This is a genomic window from Protofrankia sp. BMG5.30, assembly GCF_001983005.1.
Taxonomy (GTDB): Bacteria; Actinomycetota; Actinomycetes; order Frankiales; family Frankiaceae; genus Protofrankia; species Protofrankia coriariae.
On the sequence record NZ_MOME01000010.1, the window covers coordinates 322,757 to 345,128 of the forward strand.

Genomic DNA, 22,372 nt, shown 5'->3' on the forward strand with positions numbered 1-22,372 from the left:
CATGACGGCCGGGTGTCGCTGCACCTGGGACGTCAGGACCCGACCGGCTGTTTGACGTCCGCGTCGACAGGGTGTTCGGCCTGTGTGTCGGTGGCTGTCGCACGCTCACGACGCCGGCCCTTCGCCCCCTGCCGCCAGACCGCGAAGGACACCGCGGCGAGCAGAGCGACACCGTTGAACATGTCGTTGAGCCACTGGACCCCGGTGACGAACTGCAGGCCCTGCACGCCGGTGGCGAGCACGTAGACGGCCAGCAGCGTGCCCCAGACGTTGAACCGGCCGGGCCGCAACTGTGTCGAGCCGAGGAAGACCGCGGCGAACGCCGGCAGCARCAGGGCCTGACCAAAGGTCAGGGACGGCCCGGACAGGGACGCGTAGAAGATCCCAGCGGTTCCGGCGATGGTGGAGGACGCTATCAGCGACAGCCACGTCCAGCGGCCCACGCTGATCCCGGTCAGCCGCGCGGCCTCCGAACTRCCCCCGATCGCGTACAGGTAGCGGCCCACCGGTGTGTGGTCGAGGACCCACCAGACGACGAACGCCAGTACGAGCATGTAGAGGACGATGATCTGGAAACCGAGCACGGTCTGCTGGGTGAAGCTGGTCCACGCCGAACCGGACGGCGGGAACGGCTGTGTCCCACCCGAAATGATCGTCTGGATGGCGGCGACGACGGTCGCCATACCGAGCGTGGCGACAAAGGAGTTGACCTTCAGCTTGACGACGATGAACCCGGACGCCGTCCCGATCGCGGCCGACGTGGCGATCGCCGCGAGAATCGCCGGGCCCATGCTTACGCCGTGCACGGTCTGCAGGGTGACCACGAGCACCGCCGACACGTTGGTCACCGCGCCGACCGACAGGTCGTACACACCGGCGGTGAGCGGGATGAGCAGGCCGAGGGCCAGCATCGCCGACACCGCCTGAGCGGCGGCCACCGAGTGCAACGTGGCACTCGTCAGGAAGAGATCTGGTTTCCAGACCCCGAACACGATGATGAACGTCGCCCACAGGTAGAGCCCGCTGTAGCTCTGCAGACCGAAGCTGAACCTGCGCCCGTCTGTCGCGCTCATGAAATCCCCCCATCGTCCACTCCGACGCCCGCCCCGAGGTCTGCTCCGAGGCACGCGTGTGAAATTGCCGCCGCCGTGACGGCGCTGCCGGCCAGGGACGTCACGATCCGCCCTTCGCGCAGGACCAGCACCCGGTGGCACAGCGCCGCGAGCTCGTCGGTGTCCGACGAGCTGACGACGACGCCGGCACCGGCTCTCGCGGCCTCCAGGATCTCCAGGTGCAGCTCCGCCTTGGCGCCGATGTCCACGCCCTGCGTCGGCTCGTCCAGCAGAAACACCTTCGGTGAACGGCGTAACCACTTCGCGAACAGAACCTTCTGCTGGTTGCCGCCGCTGAGGGAGGACAGCGGCGCCTCGGCGGCCGGCGGCCTGACGCTCAGACGCTCGATCCAGCTCGTCACCTCGGTCTTCTCCTGGCGCCGCGACAGCCGCAGACGACGCCAGAACGGCCCGAGATCGCTGATCGTCATGTTCTCCCGCACGCTCAGGTCGAGGAAGCCGCCCTGTGTCTTGCGGTCCGGGGGGAGGAACGCGACGCCGGCCCTCATCGCCAGATCAGGCCGTGACGGCGGCAGGCTCGTCTGCCCGACGCGGACCGTGCCGGCCTGTCTGGGATGGGCCCCGAACAGGACCGACAGCAGGCTCTCCCGCCCGGAGCCGGTGATTCCGGCGACCCCGACGACGTCACCCGCCCGTATCTCCAGCGAGATCCGGTCGATCGGGGCGGCCGAGAGCGCGTCGGCGACCAGCAGCGGCTCGTCGTGCTCCACCGGCAGTTCGGCCGACACCCGGTGGACGTCGTCGAACTCCGTGCCGACGAGCAGGGAGATCAGCTCCGCCCGGCTCACCGAGGAGACCGGGACCCGAGCCACCCGGTGGCCGTCCCGGAGCACGGTGATCGTCGTGGCCACCTGGAAGACCTCTTCCAGCCGGTGCGTCACGTAGAGAACCCCGACCCCGCGGTTCGCCACCGTGCGCACCATCGACAGCAGATGCTGCACCTCCGCGTCGGGCAGAGTGGCTGTCGGCTCGTCGAGCACCAGCAGCGACACCGGCGGCGCGGACGCGTCATCCCGAAGCGCGCGGGCCACCGCGACACCCGTGCGCTCGGCGGGCGAGAGCGCACCGACCAGGAGATCCGGATCGAGATCCAGCCCGACGCGGGCGAGGTCCCGACGTGCGATACGCCGCAGCTCCCCGTCCCGGACGGTGCCCCACTTCAGCGGGAACCCGGCAACCAGCGCGAGGTTGTCGGCGATCGAACGGGAGTCGATCAGGCCCAGGTCCTGGTGGACGAACCGGCAGCCAAGGGCATATGCGGAGTCCGGCGRGCCCGGCTCCAGGGCACGGCTGGCAACGAGGATCTCGCCGCCCGGGTCGGGCCGGTGGTACCCCGCCAGGATCTTGATGATCGTGGACTTGCCCGAGCCGTTCTCACCCAGCAGCGCGTGGACCTCACCGGCGGCGACGTCGATGTCGACGCCGGACAGGGCCGCGTTGCCGAAGAACGTCTTGGAGACGCMGCGGACCGCGAGCGCAGACGGCTCGCGATCCGCGACGGACTCAGATCGTGCACTCACCGAAGCTTCCACAGGGCCTTGAACTGGTCGGCGTAGTCCGCCGGCACGTCATAGCTGTCGGTCGGCTGGACCAGGTTGTCCTTCGTCAGCAGGCCAAGCGAGGGGAAGCCCGACTCCGGGGGAATCGGCAGGCCCTGGCTGTGGCGGAGCGCCGCGTCGACGACGAGCCAGCCCGCGTAGTAGGCGCCGGTGCCGGTGACCGCCGCGAACTGCCCGGTCTTCAGACCTTCCTCGTCCGTCTTGGTCCCACAGCAGCCCGCGATCTTGACCTTGCCGCTCAGGCCGGCGGCGCTCAGCGCGGCGGGCAGCGGGTGGACGAACGCGACGTTCGAGACGACGACGTACTTGATGGAGGGATCCTTGCGCAGCGCCGAGACGATGGTGCTGTTGATCGCGCCGCTGCCCACGTCCGGGACACCGACCTTGATCTTGGTTACTTCACACTTGGAGCAGTCCTTGGCAACAGCGGCCTCGAACCCGGCCGACACCGCCCCGAGGTACGGGTAGTCGGGAATGCTCACCGACAGCACCTTCCCCTCGGCGTTCGAGTCCGCGATGAACCAGGCCGACAGGAGCTGGCCCTGCAGCGCCGAGTAGTCGGGATTCGAAACGTTGGCGATGAGCGTCGGATTGTTGTCCGTGGGGCCGACGAACACGGGAATGAGCGGGACTCCGGCCTGCTGGTACTGCGGAACGCTGCTCGACCAGAGCGGGTACGGCTCGGCGACGACGGACACCGCGACGGGGTTGTACCGCAGCGCCTGTGTGAGGCCGGCGGTCAGCGTGGACGGGTTCGTCGACTGGAACGGAATGCTCCTGAACTGCCAGCCCGCGGCCTCCGCGGCGGCCTGCACGCCGACACCCACCACCTGGCACTGCGGCTGCTCGCACTGCAGGTACACCAGCGTCTTGCCCGCCTCCGGCGCGGAGTTCAGCGGCGCGGTGATGGAGATCTTCGTCGGCGGCGTGAGATAGGTCTTGATGAAGGCGTTGGCCTTTTCGACCTCACTGCCCGCGGCCACCGACGAGGAGCCGCTGGACGGCCCGGGGTTCTCGTCCGAGGACGAGCTGCCGCAGGCGGTGGCAGCCGTGGCTAATGCGACGCAGGCGACCAGCATGAGACGTAAACGCATACGACCGGCGGACCAGCGTGATCTGCCGGTGGGTTCTCCGATACATGCGCTATGGGTCGTCGGCATTTCTGCGGCTCACCTTTCTGGGTGGTCGACCCTGGGTGGTCGACGTCGCTGACGACAGGTCGCCAGCGTCGGCTTCGGACGGGTGCCGGCACCTCGATACGGCACGGTTCGATACGGCACGGGTCGCTATTGGCACAGATCGCTACGGTGCGGGTCGCCGTGGCATGGTCGCGATCCGCTGGTGGACAACTGGGCTACCCGGACACGCGGTCGGCGTACGGCCGGTGATCAGTCGGTGTTCGGAATTTCGCGTTCTACTCACCGAAAACGGCTGGTCACCCGCGGACAGCCGCGGCGGGAGCGCCGGTCAGCCGGTCATGCATTCAGTTCGCTGTGGCGGGCAGTCCGCGGCCGCACCGGCCCGGGCCCCGTGACCACGGCCGTCCCATGGCGGGGCGTGATCGCGCCCTGCCGTGACCGGCGTCCCATGACGCACCGGCCCGGAGCCGGCAACGGGCGGCACGGCCAGGACGACACCACGGATCCGGCTAGACCGGGGCCGGGTCGGGATCCGTCGCGTCCAGTAGCGTGCGGACGGGCACTGCTTGCGCGTCGATCATCCAGCACATCAGGCACCTCCTCCCCCCAGGGGCACCGCGGCGCGATGGGCAAGCCATCGATGACGCCATGACCACAGCCGTCGGTATGCGCCGACCTGGCAGTGGCGAGTCCGACAACACGATCGGGCGACAACCGCTTCTCCAAGTTCTGATGCCGACTGGCAGCCGATGTGCAGGTCAGACCCGATGTGTGACCTTCGTTACGTCCGGAAGACTAGGCATAATGYATACACAATGCAAGGGGTATTTGCGGGCGACCGGCGATCATCGACCAGTCGGGCGGACGCCGGGGCCATGCTCGACGCGACGCATCCAGAAGCTGACTCAGCGCCATCCGCCAGCCCGCCGCAGGATGCCGTCGACGATGAAGCCGATCGCATCAGTTACTTTCCGAAACCAAGGACTTCCCAGCGCTGACTACTCTCCGACACCGACCATCCCTCGGCGCGGGCCGCTCTCCAGCCCTGGTCACTCTCCGCACTGTCGACTCTTTGACACCGACGACCGATCCCACGATCCACAACCGAGACGGCGCCGCCTCAGAGTCATTCTGGATCATGAATATGAAGATCATCTGTCGGGCAACACCCATACAGCAAGGCGCCGAAGGGACCCGGTCGACCGCCTTTTGACAAGAGCGATCCGGCGATCCTCTCCCGGACCATCGGGTGATACCGGGTCTGCTGTGGGCCAGACCCGCCTGCCCACAGCAGACCCGGAAAGTTGACCGACATCATGACCATCGGACGAGAACGCCCACACGGACGATCAGCCCACCTGGCCAATCGAGCATCAGGCGCGATCAGGCCCTGCGGTGCCCAGCAGAACTGCTCGAGACAGCCGGCCAGAGGACGGGTTGGTCCGCGGGGCGCTGCTACCACGAGATAACAAAGACGAACGGGGATGGTCGGTGTTCGGGACCCCGAACACCGACCATCCCCTCAGAGAATACAGCGTGTCCACTCGTGCGGTGGATGCTATCTTTTTCCCGCCGAGATACCGGCAGCACTACCTGACACCGAGCCGGGATCAGTGGAGTCACGCCATTCGCGCAGGTTCTGTACCACCTCTTCGTAGAACTTCTCCAACGTTTCCATCACCGATGTGACAAATGTGCCCTTTCCGGCACTGCGTTTCGTGCCGAGGAGGCGCGCTCAAGGAAATACGAAAGGCTCGAATGCTGTAGTCCGAACCAGCGATCAGAATCTCCGGCTTCTGCCGGACCAGAGCAGGGGGCTCGGCTCGAGTAGCCTCCCGCGCGACCCCTGCCCGAAAGATTCGACCCGCAGATTACCATTTGCGTCCGCGAGCTGCTTCGTAATCCACTTCACCCTGGTGAGCGGCCGTCCCTGGCGAGGAGCGTCGATGCTGATCCACTACCCGAACGAAGCAGCTCCTTACCACGGCCTTTAATTCTTCGGACTTTAATTCTTCGGAAGAGCCTCCTCGAATCCCAGTGCACGCAGTACGCTCCCGGCCGCCGACACGACCCTGGCGCTCCCGACGATCGGTGCGATGGCGGTACACACACCCTGGGCGTCGGCGGCGGTCAGCCCGGCGTCCCGGGCAACGGCGAGATTCATCAGGTAGGAGACGGGTGCCGAATCCATGGCGACGAGCGCGGCCAGCCGGACAAGGTGGTAGGTACGTTCGTCGAGGCCCGACCTCTCCAGCGTGTCCAGATGCATCTGAACGAGCTCTTCAAGCACCGGGGAATCGCCTTGCGCGATCGCGCCGAGTGTCCGCTCAGGGGTCTGTGTCACCATTTGTTCGCTCCTCCTGGTTATTGACGTTTCAGCAATATTCGTACCTGAGCGCCTTCTACCCCATGGGCAGCCCGCAAAACACGGGAACTCGAACGGATCGAGTCATGTTTTCGATCGGATGACACGAAAACTCTGTACATTCCCGAATCATGGCCACCCAGGCGACGGGATCTTCCCGGCCGCTCAGCCGTCGTCCTGACTCCGCCCGTTTCAGGATATAAAAAGCGGCGACGGAACAATTCTGGCCAGTGCCGCCGCTTCCTGGTGGGGAATGCTGGGCCCGGTTCGTAGCGGACGCTCGGCCTCCGGCTCGGGGAGCCCGCCGTCCGTTGGATCACTCCTCGTTCGGCGAGCGACCGGAGGACGACGCTCGCCCGTTGGATGCCGACGAGAAGCAGGTTCTGGACCGTCTGACTGGAGATCGTCCCGTACTCGCGCAGGTGGTCGACAACGCGGCGCTCGGACTCGTCCGAGGTGTTGCGGTGATACGACGGCATGCCATACACGGACGGCGGACGGGCCACCACCCTCCACGCCGAGCAGCGCCGCACCACCTGACGACCATCACGGACACACGCTGCTGCGGACAACGCCCCGCAGCCAGTGGCTACGGGGCAAGGCTCACCGGCCTGCTCGGGGCCGGCGCTTACCGACCACGCATCGACGGAACAGCTTTTCAGTCGTTTCCCTTCGCGATCGCTTCGCGTACGGCCGGGACGATCTCGCTGGCCCAGCGGCCGAGGGAGACGACATCCTGCGCGCCGCCGCTGGCCGAGAAGAGCACGAAGCCGGCCGCGCCATGCTCCAGTACGGCCTCGGTCAGTTCCTCGACCCACTGGCCTACGGAACCACCGATCCAGCGACCGGTGTGATCACGTGTGGCGGCCAGCGGCCGGTCGGTGATGCGTCCGGGGAAATTGAAGACCGTGCGGATCTCGCGCGGATCGCGGCCCACGGCCGCCGCTGCTTCGTCGATAACCGGCCGCGACACCCGGTATCGCTCGCTGCGCCAGTCCGCCGCATGGCCGGGAATCCAGCCGTCGGCCACCCGGCCGGTCGCGGCCAGGGATTTCGGGCCGACCGATCCGGTCCACACGTCAGGCGCGGCCACCGGCGCCGGCTCGATCTGCTCCACCTGATAGTGCCTGCCCCGATAGGTGACCGCCGGACCGCCACCCGACAACAACCTGACCAGGACGATCGCCTCCTCGAAGGCGTCTACGGCATCGCCCGGTGAAAGCCGCGGCACTCCCATGTCGGAGATCCGATCCCATAGCCCGCCCACGCCCATCCCGAGCACGATGCGACCGCCGGAAAGCGCAGACAGCGACGTCACCGTCCGCGCGAGCATGGGAGCGGGCCGGGTCGGCAAGTTGGTGACGTTGACGAGGCCTGAGATCCGCCGTGTACGTCCGAGGATGAATCCGACGGAGGCGTACGCGTCCAACCGGTCGCCGACGTAGGGATGGTCCGACAGCGAGAAGATGTCAAGCCCGTCACGGTCGGCCTGTTGAGCCGCCCGCAGCAACTCCGGCACGTCGTCGATGCCGCTGTGCGCGCCGAACCCGAAGACGACCTCTTGTATGGACACTGCCCTGCCTTTCATTCGGGGGGCTGCCGGTGAACCCGCCGGACCGAAGCCCGGGCGACGGTGATGAAGCGCTACGGATTCACATGGCTCACCAGTTACGGGACAGGTTCAGGCGATACCGAACTGTTTCGCGAAGCGGCCGGTGAACAGGTCGGCGCCCTTGTACTCGGCGACCGTCGTCGCCGGGACGGCAGCCGGACCATCGGGTGTGGGCAGTTGGCCGACACCGCCACGCCGACCGAGCGGGAGCAGGATCATGGGGTAGGGCAGGGGCCGATAGATGGCCGTGGGCTGTTCGCCACGCAGTTGAGAGATGATGTTCCGCGCCACGACCTCGGCGTGCCGCATCGCGTACCCGGCCATCTTGGCCTCGGCGACATCGGTGACGTCGCCAATCGCGTAGACATGATCGTACCCGTGGACGTTGAGGGTCTCAGTGACGGGGACCTGTCCCTGCGGTGTGCGGGGCGTGAGCCGGCCGTCAGCAAGGTAGTCGCTGTTGACCCGCACTCCGTAGGCGCGGAACCAGATGTCGGCGGTGATCTCGTCACCGCCGGTGGTGGTGACGGTGAAGGTCTCGGCCTGGCCGGGCTCGGTCGTCGGCGGCGCTGCCAGGCCGGTGCCCAGCCGCAGCTGGATGTCCAGCTCGTCGAGCTGGCGGTGCAGGTCCTGGCGTACCTCCGGCTGGAAGCCGGGCAGAAGCCGCTCAGCCGGGTCGACGATGATCACATGCTTGTGTGGCCAGACCTCCTTGATCTCCCCGGCCAGCTCCAGACCGACCGGCCCGGCACCGACGATCAGCACCCTCTCGGCATCGATCAGTTCCTTGTGGGTCTGGCGGAGGTCGTCCAGCGCCTCGCCGGTGGCGGTGGAGCCGGYGTTGGGCTTGGCCGGGTAGGGGTAGCTGGAGCCGGAGGCCAGAACCAGATAGTCCGCCTCGACACGCCGGCCTGAGGCCAGGGTGACGCCGACCGGGTCCGCTGAGACCGCTCGGTCGCGGATCACCGTGCCCCGCGTGAGCAGCGTGTCGAAGGAGAAGAACAGGTTCGGTGCCCAGTCGGGCCGAGCCAGCGCGCGTAGCGAGGCCGCCGAGTTGACGAACGCGTCCCGGGGATCGATGAGGACAATGTCGGCATCGGAGTCCAGCGCTTTGGCGACCGCTGAACCCCCGTAACCTCCGCCGATGACCGCGACGGTACGACCCATGATTTCACGCTCCTACGGACAGAAATTTTAGTTCGTACTACGAACGATAGTAGTTCGTAGTACGAACTGCAACCCCTGTCCCGCCGGGCTCGGCATCGTGGCCCCGGCCTCGACGTCACGCCGTGGCCACGAGATCCTCCGATCCGGCCACCAGCCTTCGCTGACGTTCGTGTTGATGTTCGTTTGCGGGTCCGGGCCGGCCGGCTCCTCCGCCTGTCACGCCGGGTGGGCGCCGGCTCCACATGCGGAGAAGCTTCTTCCAACATCACGGGAACCGCCTGGCCGCTGTCGCGAACAGCCCGGATCAGTACCTGCGAGCGGCGGGGGCTCCTTCATCCGGTTCTATGAAGACCATCGGAACCTGGTTGTCCAGCACGACGCGACCGAGCAGGCTGGCGAGCGTGTCGCGGTCAGTGGCGCTGAGTCCCGCCGACAGCTTCTCGATCCGCCGGCAGGTCTCGGCATAGAACTCCCGTACGAGCCTGCCGCCCTGCGAGGTGAGCCCGACCCGCACTGCACGCGAGTCCTGCGGGTTCGGTTCGCGCTGAACCAGACCGTTGCGCTCGGTGCGGTCCACCAGGCCAGTGAGGCTCGACTTGGCCAGCCCCAGTATCGCGCCCAGTTCGCCCATGCCGTATGGCTGTGCCATCAGCACGCACAGCAACTGCCCCTGCTGGGGGGTGAGGCCATGCTCCCGGCTCGACTCGGCGTACACGGCATTCACCAGAAACGAGGACCGCACCAGCGCGGTCGCAATCCCGATCGGACCATAATCCTGCTTACCCACGCGACCAGGATAACATCCGGGTATCGATATAATTCGTGAAGCGAACTATCTGGCGCTGTGCACGGAATGACAGCCGCGCGTCCCGCTGCGCGCCATCGGGACCCGGCCCTACCTGCCGGTCACCCCGACACATATTCGCCGACGGCACGGCACGCCTGGCCGGCCTCCGTTCGCCCCTCCGCGAAGCAGCCACACCCGTGAACCACACACCGTGGGCGCACCGTCCCCCGTACATGGCGATCCCGAGCCGGACGAACTGGCAGGYGATATTGACCAACGCCGGCAGCGGCAGCTCAGGCTGCCGACCCGGTCAGGAAGCTGGCGAGCGCGGCGGCCAACGCGGCCGGCTGATGCTCCTGGATGTTGTGGCCCGCCTCGATCTCCACGATCTCGGCCCGTGGGACGCGGGAACGGAACTCGCCTACCGTCTCCGGAGCGAGGAACCCGTGCGTGCCGTGGACCAGGAGCACCGGGACCGTCGTGTTCTCCAGCACCGGCCACAGGTAGCGGAAGTCGATGTTCAGCCGTGCGCCGGGAGGAGGGTCGGCGAGATGGTGCTTGAACACGATCGTGCCGTCGTCGCGCACCCGGGTGTTGAGCGCGACGCCTCTGGCGAGCGCTCGCCGCGAGAATCCGATCCCGGCGGCGAGGGCCTTCTCCACGATCTCCTCACGGGAGCCGAACACCTGCGGCCCGGCGAGGAAGTCGGCCACCTGGGTGGCATCCTCGGCGCGCAGCCCAGGGCTGACATCCACGATGACCAGGCGTTCGACCAGATCTGGACGCGACTCGGCCAGGGCGATCGCGGTAACGCCTCCCAGTGACTGGCCGGCGATGGTATGCCGCGTCCCCGGCGCGACGGCGTCGAGGATGGTGGCCACGGCCCGCGCGTTCGGACGCGGAGCGTAGTCGAAGTCATCGCGCCATGCCGAGTCACCATGGCCCGGCAGGTCCACCGCGAGGGCCGGCCGGCCGAGCGCCAGGATCGTCGTGTCCCAGGTATGGGCGTTCAGGCCGCCCCCGTGCAGCAGCGTGAGATCCGGAGAGTCACCCCAGAGCAGCGCGCTGACCGCGCCGGCCGCGGTCGTGACACCAACGCGGCGTACCGCCGGAAGGCCGGCCGGGGCGCCTACCTCCGCCGCATCCTCGGCGAGAAAGGCGAACTCGTCACGATCGTCGCTCACCATCGTCCTTCCGTCACCGCACGCTTCACCGACTCGTATCTCACCCGCCGAAACCGGCTGCCAGAAACTCCCTTCTGCCACAGTAGCGACAACCGGCTTCTCAATGCCCCTGCTTTTCGGCCAGCGGGCTCTTCCCGTGCCCGGTTCGCGGCTCGTGGGACGGCCGGAAACGGCCTGACCGGTCCGAGGTAGCTCCGGGAGGAAGCCCTGGAGACGATCCGTCGTGGCCAGACCGGCAGATGTGATCATCCAGCGTGACGGCCGCAACCAAAAAGAAAACGTGTGCCCCGCAGAGCCGGTATGACCGGGCTGATGTATCAGGCAGTCGTTCACGGCTCGTCCGCGAGGATCTCCTGACGCCAGCCGTGGAAGAACCAGCGAACCGGCCGGCGTCGGTGCGGGGGCGAGCGCAGGTGCAGGTCGCCATCGGTGAACCGCCCGATGGTTCCGATCATGTCGCGAAGAACACCCGCGCCGCCGCACGCCGCAAACAGATAATCATCGTAGGTCGACGCGTTCCTCCCATGCGCGTCGAATCGGAGCGGGCAGCACCGGTTCCTGCACTATGGAGCCGGTGTGACGAACTCGGGCTGGTCGAGCAGACGGAGCCAGCTGCCGTCGGGCTGCCGGCGGGCCACCTGCGCGCGAGCGCCCGCGCCGTCCCTGGCCAGGGTGGATGTGAGCGCGATGTCGCCAGCTGTGAGGGTCGGCAGCGACGGCTCCTGCTCGAAGCGGGGGGCGTTGGCCAGGATCTTCTCCCACAGGGCCTGGATAGCGGCTCGGCCGACCGTCTGGCTGCCGGGTGGGTAGRCTATGACCGCGTTCTCCTCGTAGAGCGCCGCAAGGCCCGCGGCGTCCCCTTCGTTGGCGCGTTCCACAAACAGGCGCGTAAGGTCTTCTGGCTTTTGTGCCTTCTCTTTGGCGGACATAAACGCTCCCTTCGACACGATCTCATATCAATACGAGGCCGGAAGCTCTCGCTTTCAGTGAACACAAGCCGGCGCCAGAAGTCCAACATCTGTCGCTGCTCGAAGCTAGAATCCACAGATATGGAACTCAGGCAGCTTGAGTACTTCGTCGCGGTCGCCGAGGAGGCGAACTTCACCCGTGCGGCCGAGCGGGTATACATCAGCCAATCCGGCGTCAGTGCCCAGATCCGGCAGCTCGAACACGAACTCGGGGCCGTCCTCCTCGACAGATCTGGTCGCCGGYGCACGGTGACCGCCGCCGGAGCGGCCGCGCTCAGACACGCCCGTGACGCGCTCGCGTCGGTCAACGCTCTGCGGCAGGCGGTGGACGACGTGAACGGCCTGATCCGGGGCCGGATCGTGGTCGGCATGGTCACGGCCTGCACCGTCACCCCGCTGTTCGACGCGCTTACCTCGTTCCACACGGCCCATCCCGGTGTCGAGATCACCCTGTTCGAGGACAGTTCGGACCGGCTCGTCGAGAGCGTGCGGACCGGGGTGGCCGACATGGCCCTCGTCGGCACGGGCAGCGCCCCGCCGAAGGGCGTGGAAACGCTACCGATCATCAGTGACCGGCTGGTCGCGGTCGTTTCGAACGATCATCCGCTCGCCGGGCGTCCCCGGACGTTCCTGGCGGATATCGCAGCCTTCCCTCTCGTGTGCCTGCCCACGGGAACGGGAATCCGTGCGGTGTTCGACCAGGCATGTTCGGCCATGGGAATAGAACCGACCATCGCGCTCCAGGCAAGCGCCCCGGGAGCCATCACAGATCTTGCCGCTCGCGGGCTCGGCGTCGCGATCCTCAGCGAGTCGATGGCTGCCACCCGCCACGACGGCGTGACTGTTTTACCTGTCGATGACATCCTTTCCCCCGCCCTGCTGACTCTGATCTGGAAGACGGGGAAGAATCCCGCGTTGCGGGAACTCGTCCGGCACAGTCACGCGGCCTTCGAGTCGTCTCCGGAGCCGACTCAGCACGTTCACGTCGAAGACGGCAGGGATGTCACCCACGCCGCTTGAGCACCGTCGCGACCAGCTCGTTCACCTCGGCGGCGCTGTACGCCCTCCCCGTCTCGGCACCGGCCTCGGAGCTCCCCGCCAGCGGGTGATTCGGCGGCACACCGCGTTTTCACCGGGTCCGCGAGGGTTCGGATCAGGTCCAGGTGGGCATCCGTCCCGGGGCATAGCGGGCGCCGAAACCGCCGGTGGGGAGAATTTCCCGAATTCTGGTGAGGTCCGCTTCGGTGAGTGTGATGCTGGTGGCGCGCGCGTTCTCTTCGACACGCCGGGGGCTGCGCGTCCCGGGAATGGGCACGATGTTCTCGCTCTGAGCGAGCAGCCAGGCCAGGGCCAGCTGGGCAACGGACGCGCCTTTGGCAGCGGCCAGTTCGGTGAGCTGACGGACCGCTTCGACGTTCTTCTCGAAGTTGCCCGGCTGCCAGCGGGGGTCGGCGTTGCGCATGTCGGTCCTGTCGTACTGCCCGGCGGGCTTCACCGCGTCGGTGAGGAACCCTCGGCCCAGCGGGGAGTAGGCCACGAAGCCGATGCCGAGCTCGGCCAACGTCGGGAAGATCGATTCGACGTCGCGCTCGAAGAGCGAGTACTCCGTCTGCAGCGCGGAGACCGGCTGCACCGCGTGTGCTCTGCGGATGGTCTGCGGCCCGGCCTCACTGAGACCGAAGTACTTCACCTTGCCGGCCTGGACGAACTCCCCGACGGTGCCCGCCACGTCCTCGATGGGCACGTCGGGGTCCACCCGGTGCTGGTAGAGGAGGTCGATGTAGTCGACATCGAGGTAGCGAAGGCTGTTGTCGACGACCTCGCGGATGTGTTCGGGCCGGCTGTCCGTGCCGTAGCTGCGGGTGAAGCCGAACTTCGTGGCGATCACGATGTCGTCACGGAAGCCTGCGACGGCCCTGCCGACGATCTTCTCGTTCTCGCCCCACCCGTAGAGCTCGGCGGTGTCGAAGAAGGTGATGCCCAGGTCGTAGGCGCGTTGGATGGCCGCGATGCCCTCCCCCTCGTCGCCAGGCCCGTAGGCAAGCGAGATACCCATCGCTCCGTGCCCGAGGGCCGAGGTGACCAGACCCTGTTGACCGAGAGTGCGCTGCCGCATGTCCGTGCCCTCCTGATGGAATGCTCGGCCTGGCCCCCGCGAGCGTTGTCGGGTGAAGGCGAACCGCAGGCTGCCCTGTGGTTCGAAGAACTCGGGCCTCCGAGTGCGTAAGGCTTCAGCACTGCCCTCACCTGCCGCGGAAAAGGTGAACCCCCGCCAGATTACTGGCAGGGGTTCGGACACGAACCCTCCGATGGTGACCGACCACGGTGCGAACCGCGATCCCGTCCTGCTCGGGCCGGCCGTCCCCTGGCAGGYCGGCCCGCTGGCCGGTGGTCAGAACGTGAGCTGCTTGGCCGGGCGGATGACGAGRTCGGCGATGTTGAGACGCAGGGGCTGGCGGACGATGTAGTGCACGGCCTCGGCGATGTCGCCCGGCTTGGCGATCAGCCGCTCGAGCGCGGCCTGGGCGGCGTCGAGGACCTCGTCCGGGAGACGTTCACCAGGCCTGACGTCGACGTCGAGGCCCGAGAAGGCGACCACGCCCTTGACGGTCTGCGGGTCCCAGTTGCGCACGATGTTGGTCGCGACGGGGCCGGGAGYGACGGTCCCGACGCGGATGTCCTCGTCCTCGAGCTCGGTTCGCAGCACTCGGGTCAGGTGGTTCACGGCGTTCTTGGTGGCCCCGTAGACGCCGCCGTCGGACTCGAGCGCACTGGTCGAGGAGACGTTGACGATGTGGCCGCCGTGCCCGAGYCGACGCATCTGCTGGACCGCGGCCTGGGTGCCCACCAGGAGCGCGATCACGTTGACCTCGAACAGCGCCCGCCACGTCTCGTCGTCGCCGGCCAGCACCGGTTCGCGGGTGGCCAGGCCGGCGTTGTTGACCACGATGTCCAACCGGCCGGTGTCGGCGGCCGCCTGGCTGAACAGGCCGCGCAACGAGACCGAGTCACGAACGTCGAACGTGGCGATATGGGCGTGCCCGCCGGCCGCCTCGATCGCCAGGCTGGTGGCCTCCATCGGCGCGCGGGTGCGGCCGTGGAGATAGACGGTGGCGCCCGCCGCGCCGAGACGCTGGGCGACGGCGCGGCCGATACCGCTGGACGCACCGGTCACGACCGCGGTCCTGCCGAGAAGATCGTGGTCAACGGTCACAGGGGACCCCTTCGCCTATCCTGGATACGAGCGAACACTCGCGATCCACAGAATACGAGCCGATGCTCGTATTTGGCAACGGAGCATGGATGACCGAGGACGGCCCCCGCCGCCAGGCCCGCGGCATGCGGCGCATCGCGTCGATCCTCGACGCCGCCGCGACCCTGTTCACAGCGGCCGGCTACGACGCGACGACCACCAACGCGATCGCGTCCGCCGCCAAGATCTCACCCGGCTCGCTCTACCAGTTCTTCCCCAACAAGCCGGCGATCGCCGAGGCCCTCACCGCCCGCTACGTCGACGACCTGAACGCCATCTACGACCACGCCCTCGCCATCGGCCCGGGCGACCCGGCCGCGGCCTCGAAGACGATCGACCAGCTGATAGAGGCGCTGGTCGCGTTCCACGCCGCGAATCCGGCCGCCAAGGCCCTGCTCGGCGGGGCCGGCATCTCCCCCGACCTGGCCAGGATCACAACACCGCTGCACGGCGCGATGTGCGACCGCGCCGAGGATGTCGTCGCCGCGATTGCCCCCACCCTGACCCCCCGCGAGCGGGCGCGAACCGCGGAGGTCTGCATCCACATCGTGCAGGCCCTGATGCCGATGATCCTCGCCGCCCCGGCAGCCGCCCGGCCCGAGGCCTCCAACGAGCTCAAACGCGCCCTCGTCGGATACCTCCTGACACCACCGTGACCGGGCCGGGCAGTTCACCCCACCATTCGACGCGGTCCTCGCCGACGCCGACATCACCGCTCGGCATCGACCAGCACCCATCAGGCAGCCCTAACGCTCGTTGCCCGTATTTGGGCCGGGCGCGCCGGCGTCGTCAGCCGGCACGGAACGCCCGCCCGGATGCAACCGCCCGGCCGGACCCTGCGCGAACGTCGTCAACAACGTGGTTGTGACGGTGGTCGCGAAATTCCGCACCGCCGGGCCGGTCGCCCCGGGCCCGCACACGTCGGTCACCGCGCACACCCACGCGCTGGTCCCTGAGTCGAACACCCCCGCGCCCGAGTCGGCCGTGTAGTAGCTGATGTCGGCGTGGTCGGGCCGGCCGTGGCAGACGACCGGTGAATGAGCGAGAACCTCGATCCGCGATGGTGTCGGATACGAAAGGTCGACCCGGTCGTATTCGGACCCGACCATCCCCGGGATCCGGGTACCGGCGGTCACCCCCGTGCCGGCGAACAACCAGTGCCCGGGATCCTGAATGACAAGGTCGGCGTGCACCGGATTGCACTGGTACATGCCGCCAGTGAGCGCGCTCTCCGGAGCGGCCGCCGGTGGGGCGGGCCAGTTCGCGGTCACGGCGGAGTCGTTCACACCGTACAGCGGATCCTCGGTGGCGACCTTGTAAGCGGTCTCCAGCCGGTCGGGCCCGGAGGCGGTCGGCCCGAGCCGGATACGGCGATACACCGCGTTCGCCCCCAGAAAGGCGAGGTTCACCCCGTGGTCACGGGCTCGTGTCAACGCGTCCCGCATCGCGGGTGAGTAGTACTCGTCGTGCCCCATGGAAATGACCGCGTGCGCGCCGTCCAACAGCCGCGGATCGGCATGCAGGTCGATGTCGGTGGCATACGCGACGGGCAGGCCGAGTTTTTCCGCGAGAATGATGACGGGGGCCTCGTTGCCAGTGAAGTCCGCCGCGCCGTCACCATAGTCGTACGGCCGGTCGAACGAAACGACCCGGGCCCGGTCATCAAAGCCCTTTGGGCCGTGATAGAGGCTGTAGCCGCCCCAGGCGTTGTACGCCTGCCAGGTGGTGACCGCGCTCAGCATCACCAGCCGCCCGGCGGTCGTCGGACTGCGGACCGTCAACGGAACATACGTCTGGAGCCCGTCGGCGTCGTCCAGCCGGATCAGATAGGCGCCGGGCGGCCAGCCGCCCGTGTCGAACGTGGTGGTCGGCTGCCAGGAGGTGGTGACCGTGTTCGTCTTCGGGTCGCGGGAGGCAGGAGCCTGCACCCGGCCGGGGAAAGGCCCGGCCTCGGTCACCAGACGGCAGGTCCGACCGCTGTACCAGCCGATCCGGAACACCGAGGCATTGAGCGAGGCAGCGGTCGTGGAGGCGAACAGGCGGACGCTGTCCCCGGGCCGGACGCTGGCGCGGTCGAGCCAGCCCTCCACCGCATGGTTGTAGCCGAGCCGGGCAAGACCGCAGTCGCTGCCGGGCCTGGCGTTCTCGGCGTGGACGTCGAACCCACCGGCCGGGCCCGCCGCCGACAGCGGTCCACCCACTGGGCCGGCGGCGGTGCTCACGGCACGGCCCGGCACCCGCCGGCCGTCCGCGGCCGGTGTGCCACCGCCGCACCCGCCGAGAAGGACGATGTAAACGAGCGCCGCCGTCAGCGCGACCGGGATGGATGCCGGTCGCCTCGGCCGCCCCGCCGGCCCACGGCAGGGAACCGGACGAGCCGCTGTGTCGACCCTCCGTGTCAACGTCACCTCGCCAGTGTCACGCCGGTTTTCGTGGCTGTCGCTCGGAGCCTGCCCAGCGGGCCGAGGGCCGCCCTGCCGGGGGCCGTCCTGTCCAGGACCCGTCGTCGGCCACCCGTGATGGCGGGCCCAGCCGTCAGGAGGCATTCGCCGCGACGGTGCCGGAGTTGGATCCGACGACGTTGCGTCGTTCCTGGACATGGGCGTGGGCCATGAGGCCGAACAGGACCGCGAGCAGGACTGCCGACGACCCGGGAGTCCCGAGGTCGAGGCCGCCCTTGGCGAGCGGCTTGGTGAGGAAGTCACCGGCGGTGGCGCCGAGGGGGCGGGTAAGCACGAAGGCAAGCCAGAACAGCGTCACGTTCGATACCGCGGACGCATGTCTGATGGCGAGCAGCAGACCGAGCAGCCCGACGATGAGCAGGACGCTGTCGGCATAACCGAGCCCTGAACTGTCGGACAGGAAGTCTCCCATGGAGGTTCCGAGAGTGTTCGAGACGAGGATGGCCGACCAGAACAGGATCTCTCCCCGGAAGGTATCGATGTCGCGAATTGAAAACGTCAGCCCGGTGAGCTTCCACACTATGAAGATGGCGACCAGCAACGAGACCAGGATCGCCGCGCCGACGGAGTATCCCAGCCCCAGGCCCTGTGGCCCCCAACCCAGCGAACTGGCCCCTTTGGCCAGGTACTTCGCGCTGGCGTCACGGTTCATGAAGTCGGACATCGTGGTGCCGGCCGTACTGGTGGAAAGAATGACCGTCCAGTAGAAGAACGGATTGTAACGCCTGGACCTGAGCTGCACGACAAGGGTGATTACGAAGATCAGGAAAAGTGCCGTCGTCGTCAGGAAGTAGCCGAGCCCGAGGGTCTGCGCGAACAGGTCACCTGCTGTCTCCCCGAGGGTCGTCGCAGCAATCTTCATGACCCAGAAGGCCAGGGTGATCTCTGGTAGCTTCTTCATCACCTGCCGGCCGCCACCGGCGACATCGACTTCGGTGAAGATTTCCGATTTTGTCATCGTCATCCTTGTCTATCTGACGACTCGGAACACGGGGACGTTGGACGTCCGTCGCTCGAGGTTCCGTCCCAACCAGCCAGGAGCCGATCGGTGGCGAGGACGAGGGTGACGAGCGCACCGCCGTCCGGGTGGTTGGCCGCGGTGGCCCGTCCGCCGTGGGCCGCCGCGATCGCGGCGACGATGGCGAGCCCAAGACCAGCGCCACCCTCGCCGCGCGTCCGGGCGGCGTCGGCACGGCTGAACCGGTCGAAGGCGCGGGGCAGGAAGTCAGCTGGAAACCCCGGGCCGTGGTCACGGACCTGGAGCAGGACAGCGGCCGGACCGGTCCCGGTGACGGTCTCCTCTGGTGACAGCGCGGCGCTGACCTCGATCTCGGTCTCGGGAGGCGCGTGCCGGACGGCGTTACCGAGCAGGTTGTCGACGGCCCGGCGCACCCGGTCGGGGTCCACATCGGCCAGCAACGGCCCTTCGACCGTGAGCCGCAGACGTGCTCCCTTCATGTGCGCCGCGGGTGTGGCCGCGCGGACGGCCTGGCGGAGCAGGTCCGCCAGGCAGACCGGCTCCCGGTGGACGAGCTGGCCGGAATCGGTGTCGAAGCGGGCGAGAGCGAGCAGCGCCTCGGCCAGCCGGATGAGGCGATCGGTCTCGCCCGCCGCGCCGGACACCGCCTCGGTGAGCTCGCCGATGCTCCGTCCGGGCCGTAACGCGAGCTCCAGCTCGGCTTTCAGGATCGTCAGGGGGGTGCGTAACTCGTGGCCCGCGTCGGCGACGAAGGCGCGGTCCCGGGCGCGCGCTGCGTGCAGCCGGTCCAGCAGGTCGTTCATGGTGTCGGCGAGCGCGGCGATCTCGTCCCGGGTCGGCGGGACCTCGAGACGTCCGCCCGTGTCGGCGACCCCCATCGCGGCGGCCTGGCGGCGCATCCGTTCCACCGGCCGCAACGCTGCCCCGGACAGGACCCACGCGGCAAGCGCGGACACCGCGACCATCGGCACGCTCGCGAGGACCATCACGTCGCGGACCCGGTCCTCGGCGGCATCGATGATCTTCGTCGGGGAGCCGACCAGAAGCACCACCCGCCGGCCGGGGGTGAGTGTCAGTGGTTCGGCGCGTACCCGTGTGCCCTCCTCGCCGACACGCACGGTGACCAGCACCGGCCCGGACCGGGCCGACGCGAGGACGTCCCCGCCGACCAGCGGCCATGTCCGAGCGGGTGGGGATGCCGCGAGCACCCGGCCATCGGCGCCGATCAACTGGCCGAGCGGGCCGGCGGAGGCCAGCGTCGCGTCCAGCGGCACATCGGCCCCGGTCAGCCGCACCCGCAGCCCTTCCGAGCGGGCGGCCAGCCCGGCGTCCAGGGACGTCCGGAGACTGGAGCGGAGCTGTAGGTAGAACAGCACCCCCACGCCGGCGAGCACGAACACCGTCCCGAGCGCGAACACGGCCGCGAGCCGGACCCGCAGTGGCATGTCGACGCCTCAGCCCAGCCGCTGCTGGCCGGTGCCGGCCCGCAGCCGGTAGCCGGCCCCGCGCACCATCTCCACCTGGGGCACCCCGAACGGCTTGTCGATCTTGCGACGCAGGTAGGCGACGTACTGGTCGACCACGTTGGAGGTGGCGTCAGAGGCAAAGTCCCACACGTACTCCATGATCACTGTTCGGGTCAGAACCTCGCCCGGGTGACGCATCAGGTACTCCAGCAGCGCGAACTCCTTCGATGAGAGATCCAGCGGTGTCTCGTCCCGGCTCGCCGTCCGCGCGGCCGGGTCCAGCCGCAGACCGCCGACCTCCAGTACGGCCGGCCGGGCCACCGCCCCGCGCCGCATCAGCGCCCGCAATCGGGCAACCAACTCCCCGAAGCTGAACGGTTTCGGCAGGTAGTCGTCCGCGCCGACGTTCAGACCGCGAATCCGGTCGGCGATCTCTCCGCGGGCGGTCAGCATCAGCACCGGCGCCCAACGACCGTCCGCCCGCAGGCGCCGGCACACCTCGAACCCGTCGATCCCCGGCAGCATCAGATCCAGAACGATCACGTAGTAGGCCACCTCGCTGGCCTGCCACACCGCGTCGACGCCGTCCGAGCCGATGTCGACGGCGAATCCCTCCTCCACCAGGCCCCGGCGCAGCAGCGCGGCGGCCCGCGTCTCGTCCTCCACCACCAGCACCCGCATGACCGCACGATAGGCGCCCTGTCATGTGAAGATGATGTGAACCGAACGTCATCATTCCGGCACGGAAGCCGAACCCCGGAACCGGCGACCGGCAGGCTTCCAGCCAGACGTCGACGCCCGGCAACACTCGCTCGCGCGGCGTGACGGCCCGTCGCTCACATCGTCCTCACATGCGCCGCGGCCTACTGTCTGCCGTCGCGGTCGTCACGCTCGGACCGGCACGGGTGACGGGCGACGACGACAGGGCGAATCTCACAGCGTGTGACCGCCGACGACTCGACCGTGCGGGCATGCCGCCGCACCTGGACCATCAGGGATTTCAATCACATGAGCGCGATCAGCGTCGGCCAGGCCGCCCTCCTCGGCATCGTCGAGGGAGTCACCGAGTTCCTCCCGATCTCCTCGACCGGCCATCTGAAGATCACCGAGGGGCTGATGGGGATACCCGTCGACGACACGTCCGTGATCGGGTTCACCGCGATCATCCAGGTCGGCGCGATCGCGGCCGTCCTGGTGTACTTCTTCGCCGATATCCGCCGTTTCACCACAGCCTGGGCCTGCGGCCTGGCCAGCCCGCGGGCCCGACAGAACCCGGACTACACCTTCACCTGGTGGGTGATCTACGCGACCATCCCTGTCGTCGTCGTGGGACTCGCCGCCAAACCGCTGATCGACGGGCCACTGGCGTCGCTGTGGGTCGTCGCCGGCTCGCTGCTCGCCGGCAGCGCGCTGATGTGGTTCGCCGACAGGTTCGGACGCCACAAACGAGGTGAGGACGACATCTCACTCCCCGATGCCATGATCCTCGGATCGTCGCAGATCCTCGCGCTGCTGTTCCCCGGGTTCTCCCGTTCCGGCGCCACCATCTCCACCGGGCTGATCCGCGACCTCGACCGGGTCGCGGCCACCCGGCTGTCGTTCTTCCTGTCCATCCCGGCGCTGACCGGTGCCGGACTCTACGAACTCAAGGACGCCGTCGGCGGCGGCGTGTCCGTAGCGTCTGTCGCCGTCGGCACGCTGGTGTCCTTCGCCGTCGCCTATGCCTCGATCGCGTGGCTGCTCAAATACGTCGCCGGGCACACCTTCGACGCGTTCGTCACCTACCGCGTCGCCGTCGGCGTGGCGCTGTTCGCGCTGCTGGCCGCCGGCGCCCTGAACGCCTAGGGCGTGTATCGAAAGCGCCGGTCACAGCCACCCGTTGCTCTGAGGCAGGGGTAAACCGCTACTTCAGCGGTGGATGTGGCGAGTACGGTGTGGCTGTGGCCGGTGATCGCGTGCAGCGGCGGTCACGGAGACAGACGCGCGGACGCGAAGGAGCGAATGGTGCCAGGCGCTGTACTGCGAGGGGTGACTCTGGACTGTGCCGACCCGCAGACGCTGGCGGGCTTCTACGGTGCACTGACCGGGATGCGCGAACTCTTCAGTACGGACGAGTTCGTCGCTCTGACGGACGACTCCGGCTGTGATCTGGGATTCCAGAGGGTTGACGGATACCGGGCTCCGCAGTGGCCGGGTCAGGACGTGCCACAACAGTTCCACCTGGATTTCCGCGCTGACGACCTCGATGCGATGGAAGAGCTGGCCCTGGAACTCGGCGCGGCCAAACCGGACCATCAG

20 protein-coding genes are annotated in these 22,372 nt (G+C 68.0%); 4 read left to right on the forward strand and 16 right to left on the reverse strand.

Annotation, left to right across the window (positions count from 1 at the left end):
• Positions 1-32: 32 nt before the first annotated feature.
• The 10 genes from BL254_RS06665 to BL254_RS06705 form a co-directional block, all read right to left on the reverse strand.
• Positions 33-1,073: an ABC transporter permease gene (locus BL254_RS06665; protein ID WP_047222463.1), complete on the reverse strand. Its 1,041-nt coding sequence runs from the start codon at positions 1,071-1,073 to the stop codon at positions 33-35.
• Positions 1,070-2,653, reverse strand: a complete 1,584-nt coding sequence (locus tag BL254_RS29070; protein ID WP_076842799.1) for a sugar ABC transporter ATP-binding protein — start codon at positions 2,651-2,653, stop codon at positions 1,070-1,072. The genes BL254_RS06665 and BL254_RS29070 overlap by 4 nt, the downstream gene beginning before the upstream one ends.
• The gene (locus BL254_RS06675; protein WP_139342208.1) at positions 2,650-3,786 is read right to left on the reverse strand and encodes a substrate-binding domain-containing protein; all 1,137 of its coding nucleotides are present in this window, start codon (positions 3,784-3,786) and stop codon (positions 2,650-2,652) included. The genes BL254_RS29070 and BL254_RS06675 overlap by 4 nt, the downstream gene beginning before the upstream one ends.
• 2,050 nt (positions 3,787-5,836) lie before the next feature.
• On the reverse strand, positions 5,837-6,178 hold the full coding sequence (locus BL254_RS06680; RefSeq protein WP_047222465.1) for a carboxymuconolactone decarboxylase family protein: 342 nt from the start codon (positions 6,176-6,178) through the stop codon (positions 5,837-5,839).
• A gap of 676 nt (positions 6,179-6,854) precedes the next feature.
• Positions 6,855-7,769 carry an LLM class flavin-dependent oxidoreductase gene (locus tag BL254_RS06685; RefSeq protein ID WP_076842800.1) on the reverse strand — a complete coding sequence of 305 codons (915 nt, stop codon included), beginning with the start codon at positions 7,767-7,769 and terminating at the stop codon, positions 6,855-6,857.
• A gap of 108 nt (positions 7,770-7,877) precedes the next feature.
• Positions 7,878-8,975 (reverse strand): NAD(P)/FAD-dependent oxidoreductase, encoded by a 1,098-nt coding sequence (locus BL254_RS06690; RefSeq protein ID WP_076842801.1) that lies wholly within the window; start codon positions 8,973-8,975, stop codon positions 7,878-7,880.
• A gap of 304 nt (positions 8,976-9,279) precedes the next feature.
• Positions 9,280-9,762, reverse strand: a complete 483-nt coding sequence (locus BL254_RS06695) for a MarR family winged helix-turn-helix transcriptional regulator (protein ID WP_200902375.1) — start codon at positions 9,760-9,762, stop codon at positions 9,280-9,282.
• A gap of 293 nt (positions 9,763-10,055) precedes the next feature.
• Positions 10,056-10,946: an alpha/beta fold hydrolase gene (locus BL254_RS06700; RefSeq protein WP_052914478.1), complete on the reverse strand. Its 891-nt coding sequence runs from the start codon at positions 10,944-10,946 to the stop codon at positions 10,056-10,058.
• Between the two features lie 329 nt (positions 10,947-11,275).
• Entirely contained in the window at positions 11,276-11,401 is a 126-nt protein-coding gene (locus BL254_RS28950) for a hypothetical protein (RefSeq protein WP_256386232.1), read from the reverse strand.
• Positions 11,402-11,509: 108 nt separating this feature from the next.
• Complete coding sequence (locus tag BL254_RS06705) at positions 11,510-11,875, reverse strand: nuclear transport factor 2 family protein (RefSeq protein ID WP_076842802.1); 366 nt, start codon at positions 11,873-11,875, stop codon at positions 11,510-11,512.
• A 120-nt stretch (positions 11,876-11,995) separates the two neighbouring features.
• Here BL254_RS06705 and BL254_RS06710 point away from each other — a divergent pair, with 120 nt between their 5' ends.
• Complete coding sequence (locus BL254_RS06710) at positions 11,996-12,934, forward strand: LysR family transcriptional regulator (protein WP_076842803.1); 939 nt, start codon at positions 11,996-11,998, stop codon at positions 12,932-12,934.
• Between the two features lie 133 nt (positions 12,935-13,067).
• On the opposite strand, the gene BL254_RS06715 is transcribed toward BL254_RS06710, so the two are convergent.
• Positions 13,068-14,030 (reverse strand): aldo/keto reductase, encoded by a 963-nt coding sequence (locus BL254_RS06715; protein WP_047222471.1) that lies wholly within the window; start codon positions 14,028-14,030, stop codon positions 13,068-13,070.
• Positions 14,031-14,306: 276 nt separating this feature from the next.
• The gene (locus tag BL254_RS06720) at positions 14,307-15,128 is read right to left on the reverse strand and encodes an SDR family oxidoreductase (protein ID WP_076842804.1); all 822 of its coding nucleotides are present in this window, start codon (positions 15,126-15,128) and stop codon (positions 14,307-14,309) included.
• An 89-nt stretch (positions 15,129-15,217) separates the two neighbouring features.
• Between BL254_RS06720 and BL254_RS06725 the strand changes: the two genes are divergently transcribed.
• Entirely contained in the window at positions 15,218-15,823 is a 606-nt protein-coding gene (locus BL254_RS06725; RefSeq protein WP_047222473.1) for a TetR/AcrR family transcriptional regulator, read from the forward strand.
• Between the two features lie 90 nt (positions 15,824-15,913).
• On the opposite strand, the gene BL254_RS06730 is transcribed toward BL254_RS06725, so the two are convergent.
• The 4 genes from BL254_RS06730 to BL254_RS06745 all read right to left on the reverse strand — a co-directional run bounded on the left by BL254_RS06730 (position 15,914) and on the right by BL254_RS06745 (position 20,755).
• Positions 15,914-17,575, reverse strand: a complete 1,662-nt coding sequence (locus BL254_RS06730; protein ID WP_371390108.1) for a N,N-dimethylformamidase beta subunit family domain-containing protein — start codon at positions 17,573-17,575, stop codon at positions 15,914-15,916.
• A 127-nt stretch (positions 17,576-17,702) separates the two neighbouring features.
• Complete coding sequence (locus BL254_RS06735; protein WP_047222475.1) at positions 17,703-18,587, reverse strand: membrane protein; 885 nt, start codon at positions 18,585-18,587, stop codon at positions 17,703-17,705.
• Positions 18,588-18,589: 2 nt separating this feature from the next.
• Entirely contained in the window at positions 18,590-20,053 is a 1,464-nt protein-coding gene (locus BL254_RS06740) for an ATP-binding protein (RefSeq protein WP_076842805.1), read from the reverse strand.
• A gap of 9 nt (positions 20,054-20,062) precedes the next feature.
• The gene (locus BL254_RS06745) at positions 20,063-20,755 is read right to left on the reverse strand and encodes a response regulator transcription factor (protein WP_047222476.1); all 693 of its coding nucleotides are present in this window, start codon (positions 20,753-20,755) and stop codon (positions 20,063-20,065) included.
• 327 nt (positions 20,756-21,082) lie between these two features.
• Here BL254_RS06745 and BL254_RS06750 point away from each other — a divergent pair, with 327 nt between their 5' ends.
• A complete protein-coding gene (locus tag BL254_RS06750) occupies positions 21,083-21,919 on the forward strand; it encodes an undecaprenyl-diphosphate phosphatase (protein ID WP_047222521.1) in 837 nt (278 codons plus the stop codon).
• Between the two features lie 156 nt (positions 21,920-22,075).
• Positions 22,076-22,372: VOC family protein (locus BL254_RS06755; RefSeq protein ID WP_175648305.1), on the forward strand; the 297-nt coding region annotated here is incomplete at its 3' end.

Excerpts from the sequence above, each read along its gene's own strand:
- BL254_RS06735 (WP_047222475.1), bottom strand. The coding sequence starts at position 18,587 with ATGACAAAATCGGAAATCTTCACCGAAGTCGATGTCGCCGGTGGCGGC.
- BL254_RS06750 (WP_047222521.1), top strand. The coding sequence starts at position 21,083 with ATGAGCGCGATCAGCGTCGGCCAGGCCGCCCTCCTCGGCATCGTCGAG.
- BL254_RS28950 (WP_256386232.1), bottom strand. The coding sequence starts at position 11,401 with ATGATCGGAACCATCGGGCGGTTCACCGATGGCGACCTGCACCTGCGC.
- BL254_RS06680 (WP_047222465.1), bottom strand. The coding sequence starts at position 6,178 with ATGGTGACACAGACCCCTGAGCGGACACTCGGCGCGATCGCGCAAGGC.
- BL254_RS06675 (WP_139342208.1), bottom strand. The coding sequence starts at position 3,786 with ATGCGTTTACGTCTCATGCTGGTCGCCTGCGTCGCATTAGCCACGGCT.
- BL254_RS06725 (WP_047222473.1), top strand. The coding sequence starts at position 15,218 with ATGACCGAGGACGGCCCCCGCCGCCAGGCCCGCGGCATGCGGCGCATC.
- BL254_RS06745 (WP_047222476.1), bottom strand. The coding sequence starts at position 20,755 with ATGCGGGTGCTGGTGGTGGAGGACGAGACGCGGGCCGCCGCGCTGCTG.
- BL254_RS06740 (WP_076842805.1), bottom strand. The coding sequence starts at position 20,053 with ATGCCACTGCGGGTCCGGCTCGCGGCCGTGTTCGCGCTCGGGACGGTG.
- BL254_RS06715 (WP_047222471.1), bottom strand. The coding sequence starts at position 14,030 with ATGCGGCAGCGCACTCTCGGTCAACAGGGTCTGGTCACCTCGGCCCTC.